This is a genomic window from Dactylosporangium sp. CA-092794 (genome assembly GCF_050948465.1).
Classification (GTDB): Bacteria; Actinomycetota; Actinomycetes; order Mycobacteriales; family Micromonosporaceae; genus Dactylosporangium.
Map to the genome: position 1 here is coordinate 4,865,754 of NZ_CP192044.1, position 23,994 is coordinate 4,889,747.

At 72.9% G+C, this 23,994-nt stretch carries 19 protein-coding genes and 1 pseudogene; 9 read left to right on the forward strand and 11 right to left on the reverse strand.

The genetic code is table 11. From position 1 onward, the window contains the following. Window positions 1-72: 72 nt before the first annotated feature. The 5 genes and pseudogenes from ACQPXD_RS20985 to ACQPXD_RS21005 all read right to left on the reverse strand — a co-directional run bounded on the left by ACQPXD_RS20985 (window position 73) and on the right by ACQPXD_RS21005 (window position 7,054). Window positions 73-1,017 (reverse strand): acyl-CoA desaturase, encoded by a 945-nt coding sequence (locus ACQPXD_RS20985; RefSeq protein ID WP_432840983.1) that lies wholly within the window; start codon window positions 1,015-1,017, stop codon window positions 73-75. 38 nt (window positions 1,018-1,055) lie between these two features. Continuing rightward, a complete protein-coding gene (locus ACQPXD_RS20990) occupies window positions 1,056-2,402 on the reverse strand; it encodes an FAD-binding oxidoreductase (protein ID WP_432840985.1) in 1,347 nt (448 codons plus the stop codon). Window positions 2,403-2,500: 98 nt separating this feature from the next. Beyond that, window positions 2,501-5,185: an ATP-binding protein gene (locus ACQPXD_RS20995; protein WP_432843914.1), complete on the reverse strand. Its 2,685-nt coding sequence runs from the start codon at window positions 5,183-5,185 to the stop codon at window positions 2,501-2,503. Between the two features lie 693 nt (window positions 5,186-5,878). Next, window positions 5,879-6,565, reverse strand: a pseudogene (locus ACQPXD_RS21000) (AfsR/SARP family transcriptional regulator); the annotation flags it as partial. Between the two features lie 57 nt (window positions 6,566-6,622). Then, window positions 6,623-7,054: a hypothetical protein gene (locus tag ACQPXD_RS21005; protein ID WP_432840987.1), complete on the reverse strand. Its 432-nt coding sequence runs from the start codon at window positions 7,052-7,054 to the stop codon at window positions 6,623-6,625. 203 nt (window positions 7,055-7,257) lie between these two features. Here ACQPXD_RS21005 and zwf point away from each other — a divergent pair, with 203 nt between their 5' ends. After that, window positions 7,258-8,760 (forward strand): glucose-6-phosphate dehydrogenase, encoded by a 1,503-nt coding sequence (gene zwf, locus ACQPXD_RS21010; RefSeq protein WP_432840989.1) that lies wholly within the window; start codon window positions 7,258-7,260, stop codon window positions 8,758-8,760. A 48-nt stretch (window positions 8,761-8,808) separates the two neighbouring features. On the opposite strand, the gene ACQPXD_RS21015 is transcribed toward zwf, so the two are convergent. Beyond that, entirely contained in the window at window positions 8,809-9,270 is a 462-nt protein-coding gene (locus ACQPXD_RS21015) for a peroxiredoxin (RefSeq protein ID WP_432840991.1), read from the reverse strand. Between the two features lie 122 nt (window positions 9,271-9,392). On the opposite strand from ACQPXD_RS21015, the gene ACQPXD_RS21020 reads away from it, so the two are divergent. Beyond that, window positions 9,393-9,902, forward strand: a complete 510-nt coding sequence (locus ACQPXD_RS21020; RefSeq protein ID WP_432840993.1) for a DUF302 domain-containing protein — start codon at window positions 9,393-9,395, stop codon at window positions 9,900-9,902. Between the two features lie 134 nt (window positions 9,903-10,036). Here the strand turns inward: ACQPXD_RS21020 and ACQPXD_RS21025 are convergent, their stop codons facing one another. Continuing rightward, complete coding sequence (locus ACQPXD_RS21025; protein ID WP_432840995.1) at window positions 10,037-12,277, reverse strand: discoidin domain-containing protein; 2,241 nt, start codon at window positions 12,275-12,277, stop codon at window positions 10,037-10,039. A gap of 308 nt (window positions 12,278-12,585) precedes the next feature. Between ACQPXD_RS21025 and ACQPXD_RS21030 the strand changes: the two genes are divergently transcribed. Continuing rightward, the gene (locus tag ACQPXD_RS21030; protein ID WP_432840997.1) at window positions 12,586-13,458 is read left to right on the forward strand and encodes a DUF1996 domain-containing protein; all 873 of its coding nucleotides are present in this window, start codon (window positions 12,586-12,588) and stop codon (window positions 13,456-13,458) included. Between the two features lie 490 nt (window positions 13,459-13,948). On the opposite strand, the gene ACQPXD_RS21035 is transcribed toward ACQPXD_RS21030, so the two are convergent. Beyond that, window positions 13,949-15,619 (reverse strand): glycoside hydrolase family 3 protein, encoded by a 1,671-nt coding sequence (locus ACQPXD_RS21035; RefSeq protein ID WP_432840999.1) that lies wholly within the window; start codon window positions 15,617-15,619, stop codon window positions 13,949-13,951. A 67-nt stretch (window positions 15,620-15,686) separates the two neighbouring features. Between ACQPXD_RS21035 and ACQPXD_RS21040 the strand changes: the two genes are divergently transcribed. Together ACQPXD_RS21040 and ACQPXD_RS21045 are read left to right on the forward strand one after the other, a co-directional pair. Continuing rightward, on the forward strand, window positions 15,687-16,178 hold the full coding sequence (locus ACQPXD_RS21040) for a hypothetical protein (protein ID WP_432841001.1): 492 nt from the start codon (window positions 15,687-15,689) through the stop codon (window positions 16,176-16,178). Between the two features lie 107 nt (window positions 16,179-16,285). Continuing rightward, a complete protein-coding gene (locus ACQPXD_RS21045; RefSeq protein WP_432841003.1) occupies window positions 16,286-16,654 on the forward strand; it encodes a hypothetical protein in 369 nt (122 codons plus the stop codon). Between the two features lie 558 nt (window positions 16,655-17,212). Here ACQPXD_RS21045 and ACQPXD_RS21050 read toward each other — a convergent pair. After that, window positions 17,213-17,443 (reverse strand): hypothetical protein, encoded by a 231-nt coding sequence (locus ACQPXD_RS21050; protein ID WP_432841005.1) that lies wholly within the window; start codon window positions 17,441-17,443, stop codon window positions 17,213-17,215. A 158-nt stretch (window positions 17,444-17,601) separates the two neighbouring features. Here ACQPXD_RS21050 and ACQPXD_RS21055 point away from each other — a divergent pair, with 158 nt between their 5' ends. The 4 genes from ACQPXD_RS21055 (at window position 17,602) to ACQPXD_RS21070 (ending at window position 22,234) form a co-directional block, all read left to right on the forward strand. Next, window positions 17,602-20,658, forward strand: a complete 3,057-nt coding sequence (locus ACQPXD_RS21055) for a discoidin domain-containing protein (RefSeq protein ID WP_432841007.1) — start codon at window positions 17,602-17,604, stop codon at window positions 20,656-20,658. 177 nt (window positions 20,659-20,835) lie between these two features. After that, window positions 20,836-21,219: a VOC family protein gene (locus tag ACQPXD_RS21060; protein ID WP_432841009.1), complete on the forward strand. Its 384-nt coding sequence runs from the start codon at window positions 20,836-20,838 to the stop codon at window positions 21,217-21,219. Between the two features lie 129 nt (window positions 21,220-21,348). Next, window positions 21,349-21,936 carry a hypothetical protein gene (locus ACQPXD_RS21065; RefSeq protein WP_432841011.1) on the forward strand — a complete coding sequence of 196 codons (588 nt, stop codon included), beginning with the start codon at window positions 21,349-21,351 and terminating at the stop codon, window positions 21,934-21,936. A gap of 58 nt (window positions 21,937-21,994) precedes the next feature. Beyond that, window positions 21,995-22,234 (forward strand): hypothetical protein, encoded by a 240-nt coding sequence (locus ACQPXD_RS21070; protein WP_432841013.1) that lies wholly within the window; start codon window positions 21,995-21,997, stop codon window positions 22,232-22,234. Between the two features lie 606 nt (window positions 22,235-22,840). Here the strand turns inward: ACQPXD_RS21070 and ACQPXD_RS21075 are convergent. Further along, window positions 22,841-23,452 (reverse strand): permease-like cell division protein FtsX, encoded by a 612-nt coding sequence (locus tag ACQPXD_RS21075; protein WP_432841015.1) that lies wholly within the window; start codon window positions 23,450-23,452, stop codon window positions 22,841-22,843. Then, the gene (locus tag ACQPXD_RS21080; RefSeq protein ID WP_432841017.1) at window positions 23,445-23,978 is read right to left on the reverse strand and encodes an RNA polymerase sigma factor; all 534 of its coding nucleotides are present in this window, start codon (window positions 23,976-23,978) and stop codon (window positions 23,445-23,447) included. Before ACQPXD_RS21080 ends, ACQPXD_RS21075 begins: the two co-directional genes overlap by 8 nt. Window positions 23,979-23,994: the final 16 nt, after the last annotated feature.

The following is a 23,994-nucleotide window of genomic DNA, read 5'->3' on the forward strand; positions in this document are numbered from 1 at the left end:
GGGCCCAGGCCGTTGCGTGGCCCCGTCGCGCGCGGGCGCGGGCGGCATCGGCCGATGACGAGCGCGTCGAAGTCAGGCGGCCTGGACGGTGATGCGGGCCAGGCGGTCCTTCGTGGGCCAGCGCACGTCCCAGGCCCAGCCGAGGCGCTCGAAGAGCCAGATCGTTCTGGCCGAGATGTCGATCTGGCCGCGGAGCACGCCGTGGCGGGCGCAGGTCGGGTCGGCGTGGTGCAGGTTGTGCCAGGACTCGCCCATGCTCAGGACGGCCAGCGGCCAGAAGTTCGCGGAGCGGTCGCGGGCGGCGAACGGGCGGTCGCCGATCATGTGGCAGACCGAGTTCACCGACCAGGTCACGTGATGCAGGGCGGTGACCCGGACCAGGCCGGCCCAGAAGAACGCGGTCAGCGCGCCCTGCCAGGACCAGCTGATCAGGCCGCCGAGCAGGGCCGGTGCGGCCAGCGTCACGATCGTGAGCGGGCCGAACAGGCGGTGCACGACGCGGATGTCGCGGTCGGCGAGCAGGTCGGGGGCGAAGCGCTCCTGGTTGGACAGGTCCCGCTCCAGGATCCAGCCCAGGTGGGCGTGCCAGAAGCCGCGCACCAGGGCCACCGGCGACGTGCCGAACAGCCACGGCGAATGCGGGTCGCCCTCCTTGTCGGAGAACGCGTGGTGGCGGCGGTGATCGGCGACCCAGTGCAGGATCGGGCCCTGCACCGCCATGCTGCCCACCACGGCGAGCCCGATGCGCAGCGCGCGCTTGGCCTTGAAGGCGCCGTGTGTGAAGTACCGATGGAAACCGACCGTCGCCCCGAGACACGTCACGACGTAGAAGACCGCCGCCAGGATGATGTCGAGCCAGGCCAGCCCCCAGCCCCAGGCGATCGGGACGGCGGCCAGCAGCGCCAGGAACGGAATGATGACGAACGCGTAGACCGCGACGTGCGCCGGAATGGGGCGCCTGCGGCCAAGGAGGGGCTTCACCGCCGTGGTCATGTGCGGACCGTAGACGACGGTCATGGCTGGCACCCCGCGAGAAGGATGCCAGCCCACGGCCATCAGATGACGTGATTGGCGACGAAGCGGCCCGCCGGGTCCACCGCGGCCCGGATCCGGCGCAGCCGGGACAGCGTCTCCGGCTCGAACGCCCGCGCGGCGTCGACCTTCGTCTCGGCGAAGTTGAGGTACTCCCGCCCGTTCGACCAGGGCCGCATCGCCCCGACGACCCGCTCGGTGTCGGCCAGCGCGGCCGCGGCGGCCTCCGGCCCGGGCACGATGCCGCAGGTGAACAGCGCGTAGGCGCCGTCCAGGCGGGGCAGCGCGCCGTGCCGCGGCGCCCGGCGGCCCAGCGCCCCGCCGAGCTGGCGCAGCTCCGCGGCGAGCAGCAGCGAGCTGCCCGCGTCGGGGCCGGCCGCGGCCAGCAGCGCGTCGACCGCCGCGGCGTCCAGGTCGCCGAGCAGGGCGGACCGGCCGATCGCCGGGCTGGGGCCCTCGGGGTCCATGTGCAGGCGGACCAGCGACGCGGCCGGCACGTCGGCGAACGTGTCCAGCTCCGGCCGGAGCGCGCGCAGCGGGGCGAGCACCGCCGGGTCGCCGAGCACCGCGCCGTCGATCACGAGCAGCTGCCGGCCGCGCATCGGCTCGGGGATCTGCGGGATCGGCGGCAGCTGCAGCAGCCGCAGCGCGGTGGTCACGTGGTCGGGCGCGGTCGCGGCCCACTCGAGCCACACCGGCACCACCCGCTCCGCCGCCCGCCAGTCCCAGACCAGCCAGCCGGCGTGCGCCTGGGCGATCGGGAAGAGGCCGAACTCGACCGCGGTGACCAGACCGAAGTTGCCGCCGCCGCCGCGCAGCGCCCAGAACAGGTCCGGCTGCGAATCCTCGCTCGCCCGCGCCAGCTCCCCGTCGGCGGTGATCAGCTCGAACGCGGTCACGCTGTTGGTCTGCATGCCGTGCTGGCGGGCGTACCAGCCGATGCCGCCGCCGAGGGAGTAGCCGACCACGCCGACGTCGGGGGAGGAGCCGTGCAGTGCGGTGAGGCCGTGCGGGGTGGCCTGCTCGACGACGTCGATCCAGAGCGTGCCGGCCTCGGCGCGGGCGGTACGGGCGACCGGGTCGACGGTGACCCCGGTCATCGCCGAGGTGCGCAGCAGGACCACGTCGTCGAGCGGGCCGAGCGGGCCCGCGTTGTGGCCGGTGCCCTGCGGGGCGACCCGCAGCCCGGCCGCGGCGGCGGCCCGGATCACCTCGGCCGCCTCGGCGGCGTCGGCCGGGTAGGCCACGGCGGCCGGGCGCTGGTCGACCGCCACGTTCCAGGGCAGGCGGGCGGTGTCGTACCCGGGGTCGCCGGGCAGGTGGATCGCGCCGCCGCAGAGGCCGCGCAGCGAGTTGGCTATCGTCGTCACGATTGTTCTCCCAGTGGTTGATCGGTGCTGGGAACACCGTGCCGGGCACCGGTTGGGCCGCTCTTGCGGCCGACCTGAGCGCCACGTGAGCCGAACTGTCAGCCAGCCGCCTGTTTGCGGCGGATCGCCGCGAGGGCGTCACGGACCGTGTGCGGGGTGAGGAACAGCGCCTGCGCGATCTCCCGCTCGTCGGCGCCGCCCTCGGCCAGGGCGAGCATGCGCCGCTCGCCGGTGGTCAGCTGTACCGGTGGCTCGGCCGGAACGTCCTCGCCGAGGGCGATCAGCGCGGCCGCGATCTGCGCCCGCAGCCCCAGCGCGCCGCACTCCTCGGCCAGCTTGAGCGCCTCGCGGAGCCGGTCGGCCGGGTCGTCGACCACCCGGCCCAGGGCGAACAGCGCCCGGGTGTGCTCCAGCCGGGCCGTGGTGGCCGCGAGCAGGTCGACCGCCTCGCGCAGCCGGTCCGCGTCGCCGGCGATCTCGCCCGCGATCCGCAGCGCGCGGCCCACCGCGCGCCGGGCGCCCCACGCGCGCATGTGCGCGAGGTCGTCCTCCGCCGCCGCGACCGCCTCCGCGGTCCGGCCGAGCCCGGCCAGCGCCACCGCCCGCAGGCCGCGCTCCTCGAACCACTGCGGGTTGCCCGCGGGCGGCGCCGCCGGCAGCAGCGCGAGCGCCTCGGCGTGGCGGCCCTCGGCCATGAGTAGGTACGCGTGGGCCTGGTTGACCAGCCGGATCCCGTCGCCGACCCGCGGCCGGTGCACGTTGGCGTCGACGAACGCCCGCGCGTCGGCGAGCCGCCCCTGGTCGACCAGCACCCGGATGAGGAACGCCTCGCCGTAGGAGATGCCCAGCGCCGGCACCCCGCCCCAGGCCAGGCTCTGCTCGTTGGCGGCGACCAGGTGCTGCACCGCCTCCGGCAGGTCGCCGCGCTGCCAGTCCCGCCAGCCCATCCACAGCTGCGCGGCGAGGACGGTGAACAGCGAGCCGCGGGTGTGGCCCTGGGCGAGCGCGTCGTCCCACAGCGTGCCGGCGTCGACGTCGGTGTCCTCCAGCACCACGCCCGCGATGACCCAGAACAGGCCCGGGTCGCCGTCCAGCAGCGACCCGTTCTCCAGCGCGAACGTGGCGAGCCGGATCGCCTCCTCCCGCTGCCGGCCGCGGGCGAGCAGCTCCCAGCCCCGGCAGGCGGCGAGCATCCGCGCGCCCAGCCCGTCGCCGGTGATCTCGGTGTCGAGGTCGCCGGCGACGTACGCCTCGCCGCTGTACATGTACGCCGCGATCCGCTCCAGCGCGGTCATCGCCATCCGCTCGTCGACGAACTCCGCCGCCAGCCGCGCCGAGGCCCGCCGGGCGAACGCCGGGGCGTTGCCCTCCGGCCCGGCGAAGATCAGCGTGTGGATGAGCATCCGGGCGACGCCGGCGAACGTCGCCGGGTCGGTCCACGGGTCGTCGTACGCCTCCCGCAGGTGCGCGATCGCTGCCCGCCCGTCGCGCAGCGTCTCCACCTGCCCCAGCGCGAGCAGGACGGCCGGGCGCAGCCGCGGCTCGGGCGGCTCGGCCAGGGCCCGGCGCAGGTACGTGGCGGCCCCGTCCGGCGCGCCCCGCCGTTGCGCGGTGTCGGCCGCGGCGCGCAGCACCTCGACCACCCACGGGTCGCCCCGCTCCGGTATCTGCAGCAGGTGCGCGGCGATCTGCTCGGGGGCGGCGCCGGCGAGCACCCGGGCGGCCCGCTCGTGCTGCAGCTGCCGCTCGCCCGGGGGCAGATCCTGATACACCGCGTCGCGCACCAGCGGATGCACGAAGCCGATGGGGTACTCGTGGCGAACCACCTCGGCCCGCGCGAGCGCGGCGACGGCCAGCGCCGCCTCGGGCTCGTCGACCTGGGCGAGCGCCGCGATGGTCGGCAGCCCGGCGCCGTCGCCGAGCACCGCGATGGCCCGCGCGACCGCGATGCCGGACGCCGGCATCCGCCGCAGCCGGATGAGCACCATGCTGGACACGGCCCGCGAGCCGATCGCGGTCACCGTGCCGGCGTGCGCGGCGGTCGGGCGCACCCCGCTGGACTCCAGCGCCCGCAGCAGCTGGCGCAGCAGCAGGGGATTGCCCGACGTGGTGCGGTGGCAGGCGGCGATGAACACGTCCTCGGCCTCGCCTTCCAGCTCCGCCCGGACCAGATCGCCCACCCCGGCCAGGCTCAGCGGGCCGGGCCGCACCGCGGTGGTGGCCGGGTCGAGCTGCAGCTCGGCGAGCAGCGCCTCGTCCTCGTATTGCTCGCCGGTGCGCAGCGTGGCGACCACCAGCACGGGCAGCCCCTCGAGCCGGCGGGCGAGGTACGCCAGAAATCGCAATGACCCCGTGTCGCACCACTGCAGGTCGTCGACCACGATCGCGAGGGGCCCCGCGGCGGCGGCGTTCGTGGTCAGCCAGTAGAGCCCGTGCAGCGCCGCGAACGTGTGGTCGCCCGGCGCCTGCGGCTCCGACGTCAGGTCGAACACCGCGGTCGCGGACGCGGCGGCGCCGGACAGCAGCCGCCCGCGGGCCTCCGGGTCGGTCAGCAGCGCCTCGAACAGCTGCCGGGCCGCGCCGAAGCCGAACTCCTTCTCCAGCTGGCTGCCGCGCGCGGTGAGCCCGAGCGCGCCGTGCTCGTCGGCGATGCGGCGGGCCTCGGTGAGCAGCCGGCTCTTGCCGATGCCGGCCGGGCCTTCGATCATCACCAGCCGTGCGCCCCCGGCGAACGCCTCGGCGGCGGCGTCGCGCAGCGCGGCGACCTCCCGCTCCCGATCCACGAGGTGGTCGCGCCCGCGCCCGGCTTGCGGTCCCCGCGTTTCCGCGTTTCCCGATGTGGTACTCCCGGCAGCCCCGCCCCGCGCCCCGGCGCCCGTTCCACCCGCCGGCCCCGGCCACGCGCCACCTCGTCCCGCACCGGCCCCGGCGGCTGGCCCTGGCCGCGCGCCACCTCGTCCCGCACCGGCCCCGGCCACCGGTCCTGGCCACGTGCCTGCTTGCCCCGGGCCGGCCTCGACTTGTCCGGCCCCGGCCACCGGTCCTGGCCACGTGCCTCCTTGGCCCGGGCCGGCCTCGACTTGTCCGGCGCCGGCCGCCGGCCATGGCCGTGCCTCGCGTTGCGCTGCGCCGGTCGCGCCCGCGTGCCTTTGCCGCGCGCCGCCCTGCGGCGCACCGGCATCGCCGACGGGGCTCGGCCAGGCGGCGGCCGCCGCGCCCTGCGCACCCTCCCCACGGGCCGCCGCCGCCGTAGCCGCCGCAGCCGCTTCGGTCGCTTCGGTCGCGGAATCGGTTGCCGCAGGAGCCATCCCGCTAAATGATGATATGTCCGAAAAGTCCGGCGCTTGCGCCGGACTTTTCGTGACTTGGGCCGATGCCGTGGTCGGGGGCGGCGCGTCCAGAGAAGGGGCCTGGGCCAGGACCTCGGCCTCCAGTTGGCGCAGGGCCGGGCCGGGGTCGACGCCCAGCTGCTCCGACAGCGTCTGCCGGGCCCGCCGCAGCGCGCCGAGGGCGTCGCCCTGGCGGTGGGCGCGGTACAGGGCCACGACCAGCAGCCGCCACCGTTTCTCCCGCAGCGGCTGGTCGGCGACGAGCGCCTCGAGCTCCGGCACCAGCACCGCGCTCTCACCCAGGGCCAGCCGCGCCGCCAGGACCTCCTCCCGGGCCACCTCGCGCAGCTCGCCCAGCCGGGCCGCCTCGGCCTGCGCCCAGGGCTCGTCGGCGTACTCCGCATACGCCGGGCCCTGCCACAGCCCGAGCGCCCGGGCGAGCAGGTCGCGCTGCTCCGGGTACCGCTGCAGGCGCAAGGCCTGCTGGACCATCGCGTCGAAGCGCCAGGCGTCGACCGCGTCCGGGTCGAGGGCGACCGCGTAGCCGGGCGGGCGGCTGGCGATGACCTTGTCGCGGGCCCGGGCCGTGCCGCCCGGCTCGAGGCGGCGGCGCAGGTGGGAGACGTAGGCCTGCAGGGCGCCGGCGGCGCTGGCCGGGGGGCGGTCGCCCCACACGCAGTCGATGAGCCGGTCGGTGGGCACGATGTCGCCGCGGTTGAGCACCAGGACGGCGAGGACCGCGCGCTGGCGCCGGCCGCCGAGGTCGACGGGCTCGCCGCGCAGGGTGGCGGTCAGGTGGCCCAGCACGCTGACCGACAGCTCCACCCCGGACACGCTCCCTGCTCCTGGGGGTCAGCACCCCCTGAGCGAACAACGTACCGCGTGCGGAGCCTAGAGATAGACGTCCAAACGGCCGGGGAACAGACTAGTAGTTTGCAGTCTTTGCTGCTGTACCGCGTCAAAATTGGCCCGCGCGTCCTCGGCCCGCTGCCGCAGCTGGTCCTCCAGGTCCCGCTGCTGCTGGATGCGCTGCTGGTCGTCGAGGCGCTGCTGCTCCTGGGCGGCCTGGTCGTCCAGCCGCCGCTGCCGCAGCTGGTCCTGCTGGCGCGCGGAGTCCTGCTGGTCGACCCGCCGCTGGTCGTCGATGCGCTGCTGGGCCAGCCGCTGGTCCTCGATGCGCTGCTGGTCGAGCCGCTCCTGCTGCAGCCGCTCCTGCGTGTCCCGCGCGGTCGGCGTGCCGGGCGTGGTCGCCGTGGTGGCGCTCGTGGTGGTGGCCGTGGTCAGCGGGGCCGGTGCGGCCGCTGCTACCGGTGTGATCGACATCGCGTACCCCGTTCTAGCGATTCGACTACTCTCCGATTTCTTCTGGCTACTACACGTTAGCACCCTCGGGGAACCCGGGCGCACCGCCTAGGCTTGCCTGGGGCCGTGCAGAGACGCCGGTCACGTTTCGGAATCGTTGCTGCCCGTTGCCGTTGACTCGTAATGTCCACGGCGGCAGTCCGACGGAGAGGCACTCCAGAACAATGTCCAGCGACGCGGTCCTCCACGAATCCGACAACCGGCACGCCCCACCGGCGACGGTGGTCATCTTCGGCGCCTCCGGCGACCTGACCCGCCGGAAGCTGATCCCCGCCATCGAGAGCCTGGCCCGGCACAACCGGCTGACCGAGCGCTTCGCGGTCGTCGGTGTCGCCCGCACGCCGATGGACGACGAGCAGTTCATCCGCAACGTCCTCGGCGACCGTGGCCTGTCCGGCATGCCGCAGCTGACCGGCGCGGTCCGCTACATCGCCGGCGGCTACGACGATCCCGAGACCTACAAGAACCTCGCCGCCCTGCTCGACGAGCTCGACGAGCAGCGGGGCACCGCCGGCAACCGGATCTTCTACCTGTCGACCCCGGCCGAGGCCTTCCCGCTGGTCGTCAACGGCCTCGCCGGCGCCGGGCTCAACCAGGCCCGCGACGGCTCCTTCGCCCGCCTGGTCATCGAGAAGCCATATGGTCACGACGAGCGCAGCGCCAAGGAGCTCGACCAGACGGTGCACGCGGCCTTCGACGAGACGCAGGTCTTCCGCATCGACCACTACCTGGGCAAGGACACCGTCCAGAACGTGCTCGCCCTGCGCTTCGCCAACTCGATCTTCCAGCCGATCTGGAACCGCACCTGGGTCGACCACGTGCAGATCACCGTGGCCGAGACCCTCGGCGTCGGCACCCGCGGCAGCTTCTACGAGCACGCCGGCGCGATGCGCGACATCGTGCAGAACCACGTGCTGCAGGTCCTCGCGCTGGCCCTCATGGAGCCCCCGGCGTCCTTCGCCGCCGAGGCGGTGCGCAACGAGAAGGTGAAGCTGCTGCAGGCCATCCGCCTGCCCCGCGGCCGCGACATCGACGACATCGCCGTCCGCGGCCAGTACACCCGCGGCGGTAGCCGCGAGGAGCTCATGCCAGGCTACCGCGAGGAGCCGGGTGTCGACCCGCTGTCGCGCACCGAGACGTATGCCGCCCTGCGCCTGGACGTGGACAACTGGCGGTGGGCCGGCGTCCCGTTCTACGTGCGCACCGGCAAGCGCCTGCCCAGCCGGGTCACCGAGGTCGCCCTGCAGTTCCAGCGCCCGCCGCACCTGCCGATCCCCGACTCCCAGCTGACCGAGCTGCAGCCCGACGCGCTGATCCTGCGCATCCAGCCCGACGAGGGCATCGCCCTGCGCTTCGGCGCCAAGGTCCCCGGCCACTCGTTCCGGGTCCGCTCGGCGAGCATGGACTTCTCCTACGACAAGACCTTCCGCGAGGAGTCGCCGGAGGCCTACGAGCGCCTGCTCCTCGACGCCCTGATCGGCGACACGACGCTGTTCATCCGCTCCGACGAGGTCGAGCAGTGCTGGCGCATCGTCGACCCGATCATCGAGCGCTGGGCCGGCGACACCAGCCCGATCCCGACCTACGAGGCCGCCTCCTGGGGCCCGACCGACGCCAACCGCCTCATCGAGCGCAGCGGCCGCGCCTGGCGCAACACCGTCGCCTGACGATCCGTGGCCCGGGCGGCGCCCCCGCGCCGCCCGGGGCGAACCGCGTCAGGCGCCCTGCCGCTTGCGCAGCGCGTCGACGGCCCGGTCGGCGTGCGCCTCCGTGCGGATCTCGCTCCTGATGATTTCCAGTACCGTGCGGTCGGTGTCGATGACGAAGGTCACCCGCTGCGCCGCGGTCAACCCGAACAGCCCGCGCTTGACCCCGAACCGCGCGCGCACGGTGCCGTCCGGGTCGGACAGCAGCGGGTAGCCCAGGGTGTTGCGGGTGGCGAACTCGGCCTGGCGCTCGACCGCGTCACCGCTGATGCCGACCGGCTGACCGCCCACCGCCTTGAGATCCGCGGCGAGATCGCGGAAGTGGCACGCCTCGGCCGTGCAGCCCGAGCTCAGGGCCGCAGGATAGAAGAACAGCACCACCGGGCCGTCCGCGAGCAGGCCGGTCAGCGACCGGGTCACGCCGTGGTCGTCGGTCAATTCGAAGTCCTCGACGATGTCGCCGACATTCATCCGAGCCACCTTTCCCTCATCTTCGGATGCGCCGGTTCACCCCCGGCACCGCGCCGAATTGTCACCCGCCGCACCTGGCGCGACCGAGCCCGGTGGCCGTCGGGGCCGCGATAGCGTCGGGCGTGTCCAGTCAACGTCATAGCGTCACCAGGGTCGATGTCGCCACCGGCATCCCCTACGACGACTTCGTGAACCGGTTCGAGCACGCGGCGCCCGCGTTCGACCCGGGCCCGTTCGAGCGCATCGCCGAGCACGGCGGCGGCTGGGACGAGGTCCGCGCCGCGGTCGCCGCCAACGCGCCGAACGAGATGATCCGCTACGCCCGGATCGACGTCACGCCCCTGCTGCGCCCCGCGGGGCACGCGACCCGGTCGACGGAGTACCTGACCGGCAACCACGTCATCGCCGAGTCGATGTTCCGCCACGACCCGCGAGCGCTGCTCTACGCACCGTTACGGATGCTGGTGTACAGCGACGACGACGGCAACGCCGTGTTCAGCATGCACCGGCCGAGCGACGAGTTCGCCAGCCTCGGTATTCCGGCGGTCGCCGAGGTGGGTGAGGAGCTGGACCGGCTCGTGGTCAACCTCCTGCGGGTATGCGGGGTCGACGCCGCGCCCGAGTTCGCCTGAGCGCTCCTGCCGTGGCGGCGTGCGTGACACGCGCCTGCCGGCCGCGCTGCGGCCAGCCACGAGAATGTGCGGCTTCCCGGCCTGCGGGCGGCGCGCGCCCGCCGCGGGTCCGGGAAGCCGCACCGATCCGGTCGTCAGGGGTAGCTGACGACCGTGTGCGGGACGACGCTCGAAGGCAGGGCGGCGTCGCCGGTGTCGTTGATGACGTGGGTGATGGAGCCCTTGCCGAGTGAGACGGTCAGGATGTCGTGGAACTTGACGTTGGTGTTGACCGGTGCTTCGTAGGAGTGGTAGGCGGCGATGGAGGGGTCGGTGGTGAATACGCAGTAGCTGCCCATGCCCCATGCCTCGTGTGAGGTCACGGTGTTGGCGACCTTGTAGGCGGCGTAGCCGGTGATCCCGTCGTGTGACCAGGCGGCGGCCGAGGGCGGGTCGTAGGGCAGTTCGTTCTGGAAGAAGATGGTCTTGCCGCCGTTGCCGTTCCAGATCACGTTGTACTTCTCGAAGTGCTCGACGAACAGGCCGTAGGCGGTGACGTTCTGGCCGTTGACGATGAGGCCGGTGTCGGAGGGGTTGGAGGTCCAGCCGGCGCCGTCGCCGTGGTCGGCTCGCCAGGACCAGATGTGGTCGATGATCGTGTTGTTGTTGTTGACCACGATGGCGTTGGTGACCTTGGCCGCGCCCGCGCCGCCGACGCGCAGGAACACGTCGGAGATGAGGTTGGGTGCGCCGGCGTGGTTGCCGGTGGCGCCGGTGGGGCCGACCTGGAGCAGGGCGGGGGAGTTGGTGGTGCCGGCGTCGAAGAGCAGCCCGGCGATCTTCACGCCGTCCACGTCGCCGACGGCCATGGGCAGGGCGCCGTTGTCGGCCACGATGGTGGCGTAGCCCAGGCCCAGGACGACGGTGCCGGCGCGGTTGATGTTCACCGTGGAGTTGAGGTGGTACACGCCGGGGGTGAACAGCAGGTTCAGGCCCTGTGCCACGGCCTGGTTCAGCGTCGCCGCGGTCACGCCGGGTTTGGCCACGTAGAACTGGTTGATCGACAGCGAGGATCCGGGGGTCTGCCCGTTGGTCCAGGTCGCGCCGCTGGAGTTGGTGCGCAGCGACGGCACGAACACCCGGTAGCCGGCCGCGTCGGCGTACAGGTACGGCTTCTCCTGCGTCACCGGCGACGTGGCGAGGGTCGTGATCGGCGGCGAGGGGAAGCTCTGCGCGGGCGCGCCCTGGACGCCCGAGAACACCATGTTCCACAGGGCGCCCTTCCAGCTGCCGATCGTCGAGTCGCGGGTGAACCACTGCTGCTGCGAGCACGGGCTGATCTGCCCGCTGACCCGGCTGTCGGCGATGTACCCGCCGGAGGCCCAGCCGCAGTTCGGCGAGGCGAGGGTCATGCCGCCGTGCACGTCGATGCGGCGGAACGGCGCGGCCTGCGCGACGGCCCACCGGTCGGTGCCGGAGACCGGGTAGACGGACAGGTTCTCGGCCGAGCGCCAGAAGTTCTGGGTGGCGTTGCCGGCCATCCAGCCCGCGTCGACCGTGATGTCGCCGTGGATCTGCACGTCCTGCGGGTTCTGCCCGAGACCGTTGATCGACGTATAGAAGCCGAGTTGCGCGTTCAATCCGGAGTACGACCCCGGCTTGAACAGGAACTGGTAGCGCTCCTGGCCGAACTGGTTCTTCTCCTGCTGGGTGAAGATCTGGTCCAGCTTCGCCTGGATCGTCGCGGACGACTGGCTCGGGTCGAACACGATCACGTTCGCGCCCAGGTCACCGCCGCCGGGCAACTCCGGGCCGCTCGGCGGGGCACTCGGCGTGACGCTCGGCGACGGGCTCTCCGGCGCGCCCGCGCCGTAGACGGCGAACTCGAACAGCGAGTAGCCGTACTGGGTCGCGCGGCTCGTGCCGTACATCCGGATGAAGCGGCCAGAACCGGTGACGGTCAGCGTCTCGGTGCCCCCGGCGCCGGTCGTGGTCGAGTAGATCGGATCCCAGCCGCTCACGCCGTCGGCGGAGACCTCGATCCGGTACGCCTTCGCATAGGAGCGCTGCCAGGTGAGCACCACCTGGCAGATCTGCGTGGTCGCGCCGAGGTCGATCTGGATCCACTGCGGGTCGACGCCGTGCGCGCTGGACCAGCGGGTCGAGGTGTTACCGTCGACCGCCTTGGCCGGCGTCAGGCTGCCCGACTCGTTCGAGGACGAAGTGGCCGGACGGTTCAATGCGACGTTGGTGGTACCGCAGGCAGTGGCGGCGCTCGCCTGCCGGGTGACCACGACGAGCGCGCACGCCATGAACGCCGCGGCGACGGCCGCGACGGCGAGCAGCGCACGACGCCGGCGCGGCGGCGCGCCGGAGTGTTCGGATGACGGTGGCATGGGCATCTCCAGGGGATCGACGGCATGGGCCATCGCCGCGCCGCGCGGACGGGGCGCCGCGGCGCGTGAGGCGGAAACGTGCTGGGCCCCGGGGGTGTTCGGGGCCGGGCGGATGAGTGGACAGTAGGTCCGCACGACGCCGCCCGGCAACCGCTTGCCAAACCTTTGCCATTACGATCTTCGTGGTCCACTGTGGACCTTGGAGCGGCATGGCAAATGATGGCAAGCGCTTTCCTCAGGGTTTGCGGCGCTGCTACCGTCGGCAACCATCCATTGTTGATGCTCGATTCAACCGCCAAGGAGTCGACATGAGCATCAGATCCGCCCTGCCCAGGTTCCGCCTGCACCTGACGATCGCCGGCGCCGTGCTCGCCCTGGCCGGCGGTGTCGCGCTCGCCGGCCCGGCCGCCGCGGCCGACGACCCGCCCAAGGCGCAGTACCACGAGATGCACGCCAACTGCAAGGTCAACCACAGCCTCAGCGACGACCCGATCGTCTTCCCGGGCCTGCCCGGCGCCTCGCACAACCACTCGTTCATCGGCAACCCGGCCACCAACGCGAACTCCACCCCGGAGTCGCTGGTCGGCGGCGCCACGTCGTGCGAGGACACTCTCGACGCCTCCGGCTACTGGTTCCCGACCCTGCTGCAGCGCGGGGTACCGCTGCAGCCCGACAAGCCGACCGTCTACTACAAGTCCGACGTGCGCGACTACCGCACCGTGCAGCCGTTCCCGGCCGGCTTCAAGCTCCTCGTCGGCGACGTCCGCACCCCTGACGCGGCCCACTTCCAGGGCAACTGGCAGTGCACCGGCTACAAGGGCAACGACATCCCGGCGTCCTGCCCGGCCGGCGCCACGCTGCAGGTGCGCCTGACCTCGCCGAGCTGCTGGGACGGGGTACACCTCGACACCGCCGACCACAAGTCGCACATGGCGTGGCCGGTGAACGGCGTATGCCCGGCCGACCACCCGGTGCCGCTGCCGATGCTGGAGATCAAGCTGCCGTACCCGCTGAACAACGGCGACACCGGCGGCCTGGCCTACTCCTCGGGGGCCGGCTACACGTTCCACTACGACTTCATGAACGGCTGGGACCCGGCCCGCCAGGCCTACCTCGTCTCCTACTGCATCAACGGCGGGCGGCAGTGCAACGGCTTCGGCGAGGACCCGAAGAAGCCCTGATCGGCGCGAGGATGGGCCGGTGCTCCAGCGTGCGCCGGCCCATCCGGCTGAACGCCGGACGGGCTCAGCCACAGTCAGTCACAGCCATCCGTTGATCGCGGCGATGTGCACCGCGGCTTCCGGAGCGGCGAGACCCCCGGCGGCCCCGCCCGCCGCGCGCGGCGCTGGTGACCCCTGCGGCCGGTGCGGCGTTTTGCTTCCGTGATCATGCGCCGGACGCGTCCACTGACTGGGATCCTCATGATCGCGGAGTGATAGTGCCGCTCCTGGTACATCGTCGCTCCACGATCATGGAGATCCCGCCATTCGGGACGCTCCTCGGCATGATCACGGAAAGAAAGCGCCGCCGGGGGCCCCTCATGTTCCTTGGTCGCTAAACCAACGACCGGAGACCTCGCTCATTGTCGATCTCGACACGGGTTGGGCGCCTCGGCCTCCGTGACGGGCACGTCGAGGAACCCGTTCACCGCCGGCCCTAACGCCGACGGGCTCAGCGGTCCGTGCCGGTCAGTGCCTCGGCGGCGGCCAGGGCGCAGACGGCGGCGGCGCCGTAGGTGGCTACGTAGGCGGCGCACGGTGGCGGTTCGCCGTGCGGGAGGCCCATCTCCACGACCGTGGCGTCCGGGCGCGCGGCCAGCAGTGCGCCGAGGGCCGCGGCGATCCACGGGTGGCGGTGCGCGTCGCGGACCGCGATGACCAGCGGCCGGCCGGCCGCCGCCGCGGCCAGGGCGGCGGGGTCGCCCGGTGGTTCGGCGCAGCGCAGCCCGGTGGTGGCGGGCAATTCGCGGGCGAGGGCGGCGGTGAGGCCCCACCGCGTGTCCGGGCCGATCTGCGCGTTGACGGCGGGCGACAGCTCGATGACGTGCGGCGCGGCCGGTAGCGGGCGGAGCGCGCCGGTGATGCGCAGGGCCCGGCGCGCGGCGATCAGTCCGATCGTGCGGTCGCCCGCCCAGATCGTCGTGTCGCCGTCGTCCGCCTTTGGTGTCGTCTCGCCGTCGTGACCGGCCCTCGTTGTCGTGTCGTTGCCCGCCTTTATCATCGTGTCGCCGTTGTCACGTGCCGTTCTTGTCATGTCGTCGTCGTCACGCGCCGTTCTTGTCGTGTCGTCGTCGTCACGTGCCGTTCTTGTCGTGTCGCCGTTGTCACGCGCCGTTCTTGTCGTGTCGTCGTCGCGGGCGCCGAAGGCCCAGGCGGCGACCTGCAAGGTGCGGGCCGCGGCCTCCGCGAGCCGCTGCTCGTCGAGGCGTCCGGTGCGCACGGCCGCGGCGATCGCGTCGCGCAGCCGGGCCACGACGGCCTCGGCGTCTCGCCAGCCGCCGATGCACACGGCGTCGGCGCCGGCGGCGATCGCGCGGACCGCGCCCTCCTCCAGGCCGTACGTCTTCTTGATCGCCGCCATCTCGATCGCGTCGGTGATCACCAGCCCGGCGTACCCGAGCTCCTCGCGCAGCACGCCCGTCAGCAGCCGACGGCTCAGCGTGGCGGGCACGCCATCGATCGCCGGCAGCAGGATGTGGGCGGACATCACCGCGCGCACGCCGGCGTCGATCGCGGCGCGAAACGGGGTGAGCGCGGCCGCGAGGTCGCCGGCGTCGTCGTCGAGCACCGGCAGCCCGACGTGGGAGTCGACGGTCGTGCCGCCGTGGCCGGGGAAGTGCTTGGCGCACGCGGCCACCCCCTGCGACTGCAGCCCGGTGACGAACGCGGCGGTGTGGGCCGCGACCCGGCCGGGGTCCGCCCCGAACGAGCGCACGCCGATGACCGGGTTGTTGGGGTTGACGTTGACGTCGGCGACCGGGGCGTAGTTGAGGTTGATCCCGGCCGCGGCGAGGTCCCGCCCGATCTCCGTGGCCACGGCCCGGGTCAGCTCGACGTCGTCGGCCACACCCAGCGCCGCGTTGCCCGGCCAGGAGCTCCCGGTTCGCGACTCCAGGCGGGTGACGTCGCCGCCCTCCTCGTCGATCGCCACCAGCACGGCGGGATTCTCCGCCCGCAGCGCGCGCGTCAGCTCGGCGAGCTGCGCCGGGCCGGCGACGTTGCGGTCCCACAGCAGGACCCCGCCGAGCCCGTCGGCCAGGGATCGGCGCAGCCAGTCCGGGGGCGTCAACCCGTCGAACCCCGGCTGCAGGACGGCGTTGGCCATCCGCGTCAACTCGTCCATTCCGCGGCGCTCCTCCGGTGCGGTTGCGATCAATATATATGCTTGTGGATATTCGAAAGGGGTGGCGATGCGGCTCGCACGTCTATGGTGGTCCGGCGCCGTGGTGGCGCTGCTGGCGGTCGGCGGGTGCGGCGGCTCCGCGGACCGGAAAGGCGGCGGCGACGCTCAACCGGGCGCCGCCGTCACGACCGCGGCGGCGTCCGCCGGGCCGGTCACCTTGCAGGCGGAGTTCACCGGGCCGAAGCCCGACCACGTGCTGCAGATCGGCGTGCAGTCGGCAACCCGCACCGGCGACCGCATCGCGCTGGTGCTCACCGGGACGTACGGCGGCAACCGGACCACGCGATGGGACGCTACCTCGGTCAATGCCAGCACCGGCGCCGGCCAGTGCCAGGTGACCGCCGACCCCGGTTTCCCGCAGGGTTCCAGCCGGCCCGGCAGCGTGGTCACCGGCACGTGGACCCTGACCTGCTCGGGCGGCGGCCCGGTACATCTGGTGGTCGACCCGTTCGGCGGCCTGCTGGACTCAGACACGAGCTTCCGCATCACCCTGCGCTGATCCTGCGGACACGTTCGGGTGATCGTGCTCGCATCGGACCGCCTTCGAACGTTTGTACGAGTATCCTGGAGCTCGTCCTCGTTCGTTGCCCAGGGGGGGTGGTGACGGTGGCCCGTCTCGGTGTCCCGCGCAGCGGTCCGGCCGGCTACGCGGTGCGGCTCGACTGGCCCGGCTCGGCGCTCGGCACCGGCCCGGCCGCGCTGAGCCACGAGTTCACACAGTTCACGACGAGCCTGCCCCGCGCCTTACGCCACGCGGCGGCCGCCCGCCGCTTCTGGTCGGCCGGCCCGCTACGACCACTGTCGGTCACGGTGGTCCCGATCGACCGCCCGGTCTACCTGAACCACGGCCGCGAGTGCGCGTCGCCCGACTGCCCGACCACGGCGCCACTGCTGGGCCTGGACCCGGCCGGCGCCGACCCGCGCCCGCGCCCGCACGCCGACGCAGCCCACCCCCGCCGCGCCGGCCCGTCGTAGCTCACCCGCGCCGCGGCAGCCCGTCGCAGTTCACCTCGCCACATCGGCCCGTCATGGTTCACCCTCGCGGCGCTGGCCCGTCGTAGCTCACCCGCGCCGCGGCAGCCCGTCGCAGTTCACCTCGCCACATCGGCCCGTCATGGTTCACCCTCGCGGCGCTGGCCCGTCGTAGCTCACCCGCGCTCCGTGGTCATGAAAAACCGTTGGTGTCGGCAGTTGGTTCGGCATGATCGCGGAGACTCTCGGTCGCTGCGTGCAGTTCCGCGGCGGGCAGCGCCGGCCGTGTATGGCCGTGCTTGCTGACCGTGCGCGCCGTGGGCGTCTGGACGCGCAGGCCGCCGGGTATCGCGGTGCCCGCAGGCATGACGGCGCCGGCCCGCGGCGCTGGCGCCGGTGACGCCAGTGCGCGGGCCGGCGCTCGGTCCGCGGTGCGGGCCCTGGCGCCGGTGCCGCCAGTGCGCGGGCCGGCGCTCGGGTCCGCGGTGCGGGCCCTGGCGCCGCCGGACGGGCGGGCCGACCGGGACCGGCGTCGGGGTCGGGCAGATGGGGTGGCCGGGGCTACAGGGAGACGTCGCGGGTGACGTCGAAGGCGGGGCCGGGGTTGTGCGGCAAGGTCGGGTGGGCCACGTCCGTGTCGAGGTCGAAGGGGGCGTCCTCGGCGTCCTCGGTGAGTTCCTCGTCGGCGTCGGCGTCGATGGCGCCGAAGTCGGCGGCGCCGTCGGCGTGCAAGGGCTCGGTGGTGTGTGACGCGACACCCGAGAAGTTCACAGCGGCCTCGTCCGTGCTCATTCAACGAGCGTGGGGGATTGCCGCGGGCCGCGCAACCAACGGCAGGTGAACCCGGACGGGGGTGCGGGCCTTGACGTGTGGACCGTTTTCGATGACTCTGATGTCCAGAGAGCGCTCTCCCATCATCATTTCGACGTCCCCGCCAGGAGCCGTCCATCATGCTCTCTCGAAGACTCAAGACCGTTTTCGCCGCGGCTGTGGTTGCCGCGGCCTACGCGCTCGTGGCGCCTGCCGCGGCGCACGCGGCCGGGACCCTGCTCTCGCAGGGCCGGCCGACCACCGCGTCGTCGGAGGAGAACGGCGGCACCGTCGCCGCCAACGCCACCGATGGCAATGCCGGCACGCGCTGGTCCAGTGCGTTCAGTGACCCGCAGTGGCTGCAAGTGGACCTCGGTGCGACCAGCACCGTCGACCAGGTCACGCTCGTGTGGGAGACCGCCTACGCCAGCTCCTTCCAGGTGCAGATCTCCGCCGACGCGGCGAACTGGACCAACGTCTACAGCACCACCACCGGCACCGGCGGCACGCAGACGCTCGCCGTGTCCGGGACCGGGCGCTACGTTCGTATGCTCGGCCAGGTCCGGGCCACGCAGTGGGGCTACTCGCTGTGGGAGTTCCAGGTCTTCGGCACGCAGGGCGGCACCAACCCGCCTCCGCCGACGGGGACGCCGATCTCGCGGTACAAGGGCGTGACCGCGTCGTCGTGGGAGGGCGGCAACGTGCCCGGCTACGCCCTCGACGGGCGGGCCGACACGCGCTGGAGCAGCCAGTTCAGCGACCCGCAGTGGATCCGCATCGACCTCGGCGCGACCGCGAGCATCACGCAGGTGCAGCTCGTGTGGGAGGCGGCCTACGGGACCGCGTTCCGCATCGAGACGTCGGCGAACGACAGCACGTGGACGGCCATCTACTCCACGACGACCGGCACCGGCGGTACCCAGGTGCTCAACGTGACCGGCACCGGCCGGTACATCCGGCTGTACGGCACCGCACGGGGCACCGGCTACGGGTACTCGCTGTGGGCGTTCGACGTGTACGGCACGCTCGACACCGCCTCGACCAGCCCGCCGCTGCTGTCCGGTCCGACGAAGGCGCCGGCCACCACCGGGCAGTTCGCGCTCAGCGCGCCGGCCGACAACGCGATGGTGACCACGACCCGGCGGCCGGCGTTCAGCTGGGCGGCGGTCGCCGGCGCGACGCGGTACCAGCTCTGGCTCAACGTCAGCCGCACCGACTACGACTTCACCCAGTCGGGCAACCTCATCGACCTGTACACCAAGGTCGCGGAGCCGACCGGGACCAGCTACACGCCGACCTGGGACATCTCGGACCGCTGGACCTACAAGTGGTACGTCACCGCCGTCACCGGCTCCGGCAGTACCACCTCGAACATCAGGAAGTTCTCGCTCTACCTGCCGGACGTGGAGACGGTCGCCGACGGGGTGAACCTCGTGAACGGTGCGCGGGACCTCAACAAGAACGGCACGATCGAGCCCTACGAGGACTGGCGGCAGCCGGTCGAGACGCGGGTCAACGACCTGCTCGGGCGCATGACGCTCGAGGAGAAGGCGTACCAGATGTTCTACAACGCCCAGGTCTTCGCCCAGTCCGGCTGGCACTTCGGCCCGGCCGAGGCGGCCGACCTCGACGCGATCCTGCGCAACGCCGCCGGCACGCGGCTGGGCATCCCGCCGATCTCCGCCGGTGACACGATCCACGGGTACAAGACCACGTACCCGACGCAGAGCGCGCTCGCCGCGGCCAAGGACTACCCGCTGGACTACAAGCTCGGCGACATGCAGCGGCGCGAGCAGCTCGAGGTCGGCACGCGCGGCGTGCTCGGGCCGCTCGCCGAGGTCGGCACGAAGGTGCTGTACCCACGAATCCAGGAGGGCAACGGGGAGAACGCCGACGTCGCCGCGGCCCAGGTCCGGGCCCTCGTGTCCGGGCTGCAGGGCGGGCCGGAGCTCAACCCCGGCTCGGTCCTCGCGACCGTCAAGCACTGGCCCGGCGAGGGCGCCGGCGGCGAGGCGCTGATCACCTACGACGCGGTCACCATCAAGTACCACATGATCCCGTTCCGGGCGGCGATGGAGGCCGGCGCGGTCAACATCATGCCCGGCTACGCCGGCTCGTCGTATCTGGACCCGGGCGGACCGGGGGCCGGCGACTCCGCCAAGATCCTGGCGTACCTCCGGCAGAACCTCGGCTACACCGGCCTGATCACCACCGACTGGCTGCCGTCGACGGCGTGGATCGGCGCCGCCAACGCGGGCTCCGACGTCATGGGCGGCGCCGACCCCGGCGCGGCGGGCTTCTCCATCGCCCAGTTCACCGCCGGCGTCCCGCAGGCCCGCATCGACGACGCGGTGCGGCGCATCCTGCGGCTCAAGTTCACCCTCGGCATCTTCGAGACGCCGTACGGCGACCCGGTCAACGGGCCGACCCGCTTCCACCAGCCAGCGTACGCGGCGCTGGCGAACCAGGCGTCCCGGGAGGCGCTGACGCTGCTGAAGAACACCGGCGGCAAGCTGCCGATCCGGCTCAACCCCGGCGACAACATCGTCGTCGCGGGCGCCCGGGCCACCGACCCGCTCGCGTGCTGCATCTGGACGTCGTACTTCCACCAGGAGTACGGCTCGCTCGACATCCTCGACGCCATCAAGCAACGGGCGGCGACCGCGGGCGTGAACGTGTACCAGGACACCGGGCCGGCGCCCAAGCTCGCCGTCGTCGCGGTCGGCGAACCCTCCTACACGCACGCCACCGCGTGGGTGAAGGAGCAGCCGTACCTGCCCGCCGACCAGCTGGCGATCATCCAGAACTTCCAGCGGCAGGGCATCCCGGTCGTGGTCGTGCTGGTGCTGCCCAGGCCGTACGTGATCACCGAGTGGAACGACCTCGCGTCGGCCATCCTGGTGACCTACCGCGGCGGCGAGGAGATGGGCCCGGCGGTGGCGAGCGCGCTGTTCGGGGACTTCACACCCTCGGGGCACCTGCCCTGGCAGCTGCCGCGGAACCTGTCCGACGTGCTGGTCCCCGGCGGTACCGACACCCCGGCCGACGCGACGGAGAGCTGGGACCTGCCCTACGACCTCGGTGCCACCGCGGCGCAGCGGGCCGACATCCGGGCGAAGATCGACGCCGGCCAGACCGTGCCGACCACGTACGGCAACCCGCTGTACCCCTACGGCGCCGGCCTGACCAACTGGTGATCCACCGTGCCCCGATAGACCTGCGTGCATGAGATTGCTGTGAGCCGGCGGCTGCTGGGCACCTCAGCCGCCGCCGGCGCCCGCACCCCGCGCGGGCCGGTGGTCGGCCCCGGGTCGAGGCCGACCGCGCCAGCGAGCCGCTCACCGGCTCGTTTACCACGCTGCATACTGCTGGGCGTGGCTCACTTCAGCAGGCTCTACGCGATCGTGATCGACGTGCCGCGCCCGGACCACGCCGCCACGGTGGCGTTCTGGTCGGGCGCGGCCGGCGTCGAGTTACCGGTCGTGGCGAAGTACCCCAACTTCAGCGGCAACGTCCTGCCCACCCACGACATGCTGCTGCTCGCCCAGCAACTCGGCGACGGCGCGCCCCGGGTGCACCTGGACATCCACACCGACGACCTCGACGCCGAGATCGCCCGCCTGGAGGCGCTGGGCGCGTCCCGCCTCGAGCGCGCCGGCAACTGGCAGGTCATGCGCGACCCGGCGGGCCTGCCGTTCTGCGTGGTACGGGACCGCCCGGGCACGCTGTCGGAGGCGAACGCCACCCGCTGGGAGTGAACCTGCCTCCCGGAAGCGTGCCACGTCGGGCGGGGCGCGCACCGTGGGGCCGGGCCGTGGCGCACCTTCGGTTCTACCACCGCAGCGCACCCTTCGGTGGTACCACCGCAGAGCACCGAGGAGCGCCCCATGTCCCGTCGAATCGTCTTCATCGCCGCGGCCGCCCTCGGCGCGCTCGCGCTGAGCGCCTGCGACAAGCAGACCACCGGCGGCACCGCCGCCGCCCCCGCCCCGTCCGCGCCGGCCTCGTCCGCCGCCGCCCCGGCCCCTTCCGCGGCCGCCTCGCACCCGGCCTCGGCCTCGGCTTCGGCGAAGCCTTCGGGCTCGCGCCAGGCGGGCGGGCTGCCCGACATCTGCAAGCTGCTGTCCAAGGCGGACGTCACCGGCCTCACCGGCGAGCAGGTGACGCTGATGACCGACGACGGCGGCAACTCGCCGAGCACGCGGTACTGCCAGTGGCAGCTCTCGCAGGGCCAGCTGACGATCACGGTGAGCGTGGAGACCCGGGAGAACTTCGACGTCCGCAACCGCCAGGCCACCCCGGTCCTCGGCGTCGGCACGACGGCCTACTCGCTCAGCGGCCACCTGTTCGTCTGGGAGGACGGCCACGACGTCGACGTCTACGCCACCCCGAAGTCCACCGACCAGGCCAACCTCCAGGTCGAACGCCGCGCCGCCACCGAGTTCCTCCCCCGCCTGGCCACCGCGACCCACTGACCCGATTCGCCGCGGCGGTCATGTGGCCCTATGCATCCCTAATGGGTACGGTGGCGGCATGACCTCCCGGATCGCTGTCGGACTCCCCGATGATCTCCTCGAATACATCGACCGTGAGGTTGCCGCTGGCGCGGCGGCGAGCCGGGCCGCGGTCGTGACGCGGGCGCTGCTCCGCGACCGGCGGCGCGCACTGGCGGAGCGGGACGCCCGCATGTACGCGGCGTCCGCGGACCAGAACGCGGACGGCCTCGACGACCTCGCCGCATGGGCGGCACGCCAGCCGTTGGACCTGGACTGACCCGGCCGATCCACCTGGTGCGGCTGGACAAGATGCGCTCGGCGCTGGTGCCGACCCGACCTGACGCGACTGCTAGCGATCGTTGGCCGCTGCAAGAGCAATTTGGCCACCCCGGCACCGGCCCGCGCCGCTGTCCGCGATGCCCGCCGGCGGCCACCGGTGCCCGGCCTGCGCGTCCCAACAAGCGGGCACGGTCTGCGACCACGTCCCACCCGTCGGGCGCTACCCGCCGCGCGGCACGGCGCAGGGACCGGAAGTCTCCGTGATCATGCGCAACCCGGCGTCGACACCAACGGTTTTTCATGATCGCGGAGCGCTGATGCACCCCTGTGTACCGAAAGGTTCCGGGATCATGGCAAACCCGTGGTGCGGCCACCGTGGGCAGCATGATCACGGCGACATTCACCCGCCGCGGGCCCGCGCCTGCCACCTGGCCACCGCGACCAGGCGCCGGCCACCTCATACACCACGCCAGCGGCCGTGACCGGATAACCACGACGGGCTGGCGCGGCGCAGGTGAACCACGACGGGCTGGTGCTGTGACGGGTAGCGGCGCGCCGGGGCGGGCGGCGAGGTGCCGCGCCGCCCGCGGCGGGGTCGGTGGGTTCAGCGGGCCGGGGTGGAGCTGGGCGGCGAGCCGGACGGGCTGGCGGTGGTGTAGCCCGGGTCGGCGGACAAAACGACGGTGGCGCCAGGGACGGTGGCGAGGCGCCCCTTCAGCGCCGGGATGTCGGCCGAGCAACGGAGCGTGAAGCGCCACGACTCGGGCAGGCTGTACCGACTCGTCGCCGCCACCAGGTCGGGTGCGTCGGCGAACTGCTGCTTGAACTGCTCCCACGCCTCCTCCTGGGTCACGTGTCTGAATGACGTGACCTCCGGCGTTTGCCGCAGGGCCGCGACCACCTGTGCCCGCTGGTCGTCGGTCGGTGCCGGGGACTCAAGGAAGACCGAGCCGTTGATCGGGGCGCAAGGCGGTGCCGCGACCCGGTCCCGGTCCGGCGGTGCGCCGTCGCGCGTGAACCACCAGCCCGCGGTCAGCGAGCCGGCGAGGATCAGGGCCAGGGCGGTCGCGGCGGCCAGGGCGGATCGGCGGTGGCGCCGGGCCGCGGCCGGCACCGCGGCGGCGCCGGGGGAGCGGATCGCCCGTTCGGCGGTGGCGCCGAGGTCGTGCAGGGCGGCGCGGAGCCGGTCGTCGAGGCGGTCGTCGGGCTCAGGCATTGTCGGTCACCTCGTCGTCGGTCAGGTGGCGGGCCAGGGTACGGCGGGCGCGGTACAGCCAGGTGCGCACCGCGCCCTCCCGGGCCCGGCACAGGTCAGCGATCTCGGCGACGGTCAGGCCGGCCAGGTAGTGCAGCACCACCGCCCGGCGCTGGTCGGCCGGCAAGGCCGCGAGCGCGGCCTCGATGGCCACCCGCTCCGGGCCCGGACCGGCGATCGGCTCGGGGCGCTGGCTCTGGCGGTACCGCAGCGCCGTGCGCATCCGCCGGATCCGGCTCGTCGCCAGGTTCCACGCGACGCGGCGCACCCAGGCGACCGGATCGTCGTAGCGGCCGATCCGGGCCCACCGGGTCCAGGCGCGCGTGAACGCCTCCTGGGTCACCTCCTGCGCCTCCTCGACGCCGCCGAGGTATACGGCGAGTTGCCCGGCGATCGGGCGGAACCAGGTCGCGTAGCACTCGGTGAAGTCCGGTGTGAGCGCCTGCTCTGCCGGGACCGGTGGCGGCACGCCGTCGAGTGCGGGCATCGTCGTCATACCTTTC

What these genes read in the sequence shown, in the direction of transcription:
- ACQPXD_RS21050 (WP_432841005.1), bottom strand. Translation starts at nt 17,443, where the DNA reads ATGAGCACGGACGAGGCCGCTGTGAACTTCTCGGGTGTCGCGTCACAC.
- ACQPXD_RS21040 (WP_432841001.1), top strand. Translation starts at nt 15,687, where the DNA reads ATGCGGCTCGCACGTCTATGGTGGTCCGGCGCCGTGGTGGCGCTGCTG.
- ACQPXD_RS21075 (WP_432841015.1), bottom strand. Translation starts at nt 23,452, where the DNA reads ATGCCTGAGCCCGACGACCGCCTCGACGACCGGCTCCGCGCCGCCCTG.
- ACQPXD_RS21030 (WP_432840997.1), top strand. Translation starts at nt 12,586, where the DNA reads ATGAGCATCAGATCCGCCCTGCCCAGGTTCCGCCTGCACCTGACGATC.
- ACQPXD_RS21005 (WP_432840987.1), bottom strand. Translation starts at nt 7,054, where the DNA reads ATGTCGATCACACCGGTAGCAGCGGCCGCACCGGCCCCGCTGACCACG.
- ACQPXD_RS21015 (WP_432840991.1), bottom strand. Translation starts at nt 9,270, where the DNA reads ATGAATGTCGGCGACATCGTCGAGGACTTCGAATTGACCGACGACCAC.
- ACQPXD_RS20985 (WP_432840983.1), bottom strand. Translation starts at nt 1,017, where the DNA reads ATGACCGTCGTCTACGGTCCGCACATGACCACGGCGGTGAAGCCCCTC.
- ACQPXD_RS21035 (WP_432840999.1), bottom strand. Translation starts at nt 15,619, where the DNA reads ATGGACGAGTTGACGCGGATGGCCAACGCCGTCCTGCAGCCGGGGTTC.
- ACQPXD_RS21025 (WP_432840995.1), bottom strand. Translation starts at nt 12,277, where the DNA reads ATGCCACCGTCATCCGAACACTCCGGCGCGCCGCCGCGCCGGCGTCGT.
- ACQPXD_RS21070 (WP_432841013.1), top strand. Translation starts at nt 21,995, where the DNA reads ATGACCTCCCGGATCGCTGTCGGACTCCCCGATGATCTCCTCGAATAC.
- ACQPXD_RS21055 (WP_432841007.1), top strand. Translation starts at nt 17,602, where the DNA reads ATGCTCTCTCGAAGACTCAAGACCGTTTTCGCCGCGGCTGTGGTTGCC.
- zwf (WP_432840989.1), top strand. Translation starts at nt 7,258, where the DNA reads ATGTCCAGCGACGCGGTCCTCCACGAATCCGACAACCGGCACGCCCCA.
- ACQPXD_RS21065 (WP_432841011.1), top strand. Translation starts at nt 21,349, where the DNA reads ATGTCCCGTCGAATCGTCTTCATCGCCGCGGCCGCCCTCGGCGCGCTC.
- ACQPXD_RS21080 (WP_432841017.1), bottom strand. Translation starts at nt 23,978, where the DNA reads ATGCCCGCACTCGACGGCGTGCCGCCACCGGTCCCGGCAGAGCAGGCG.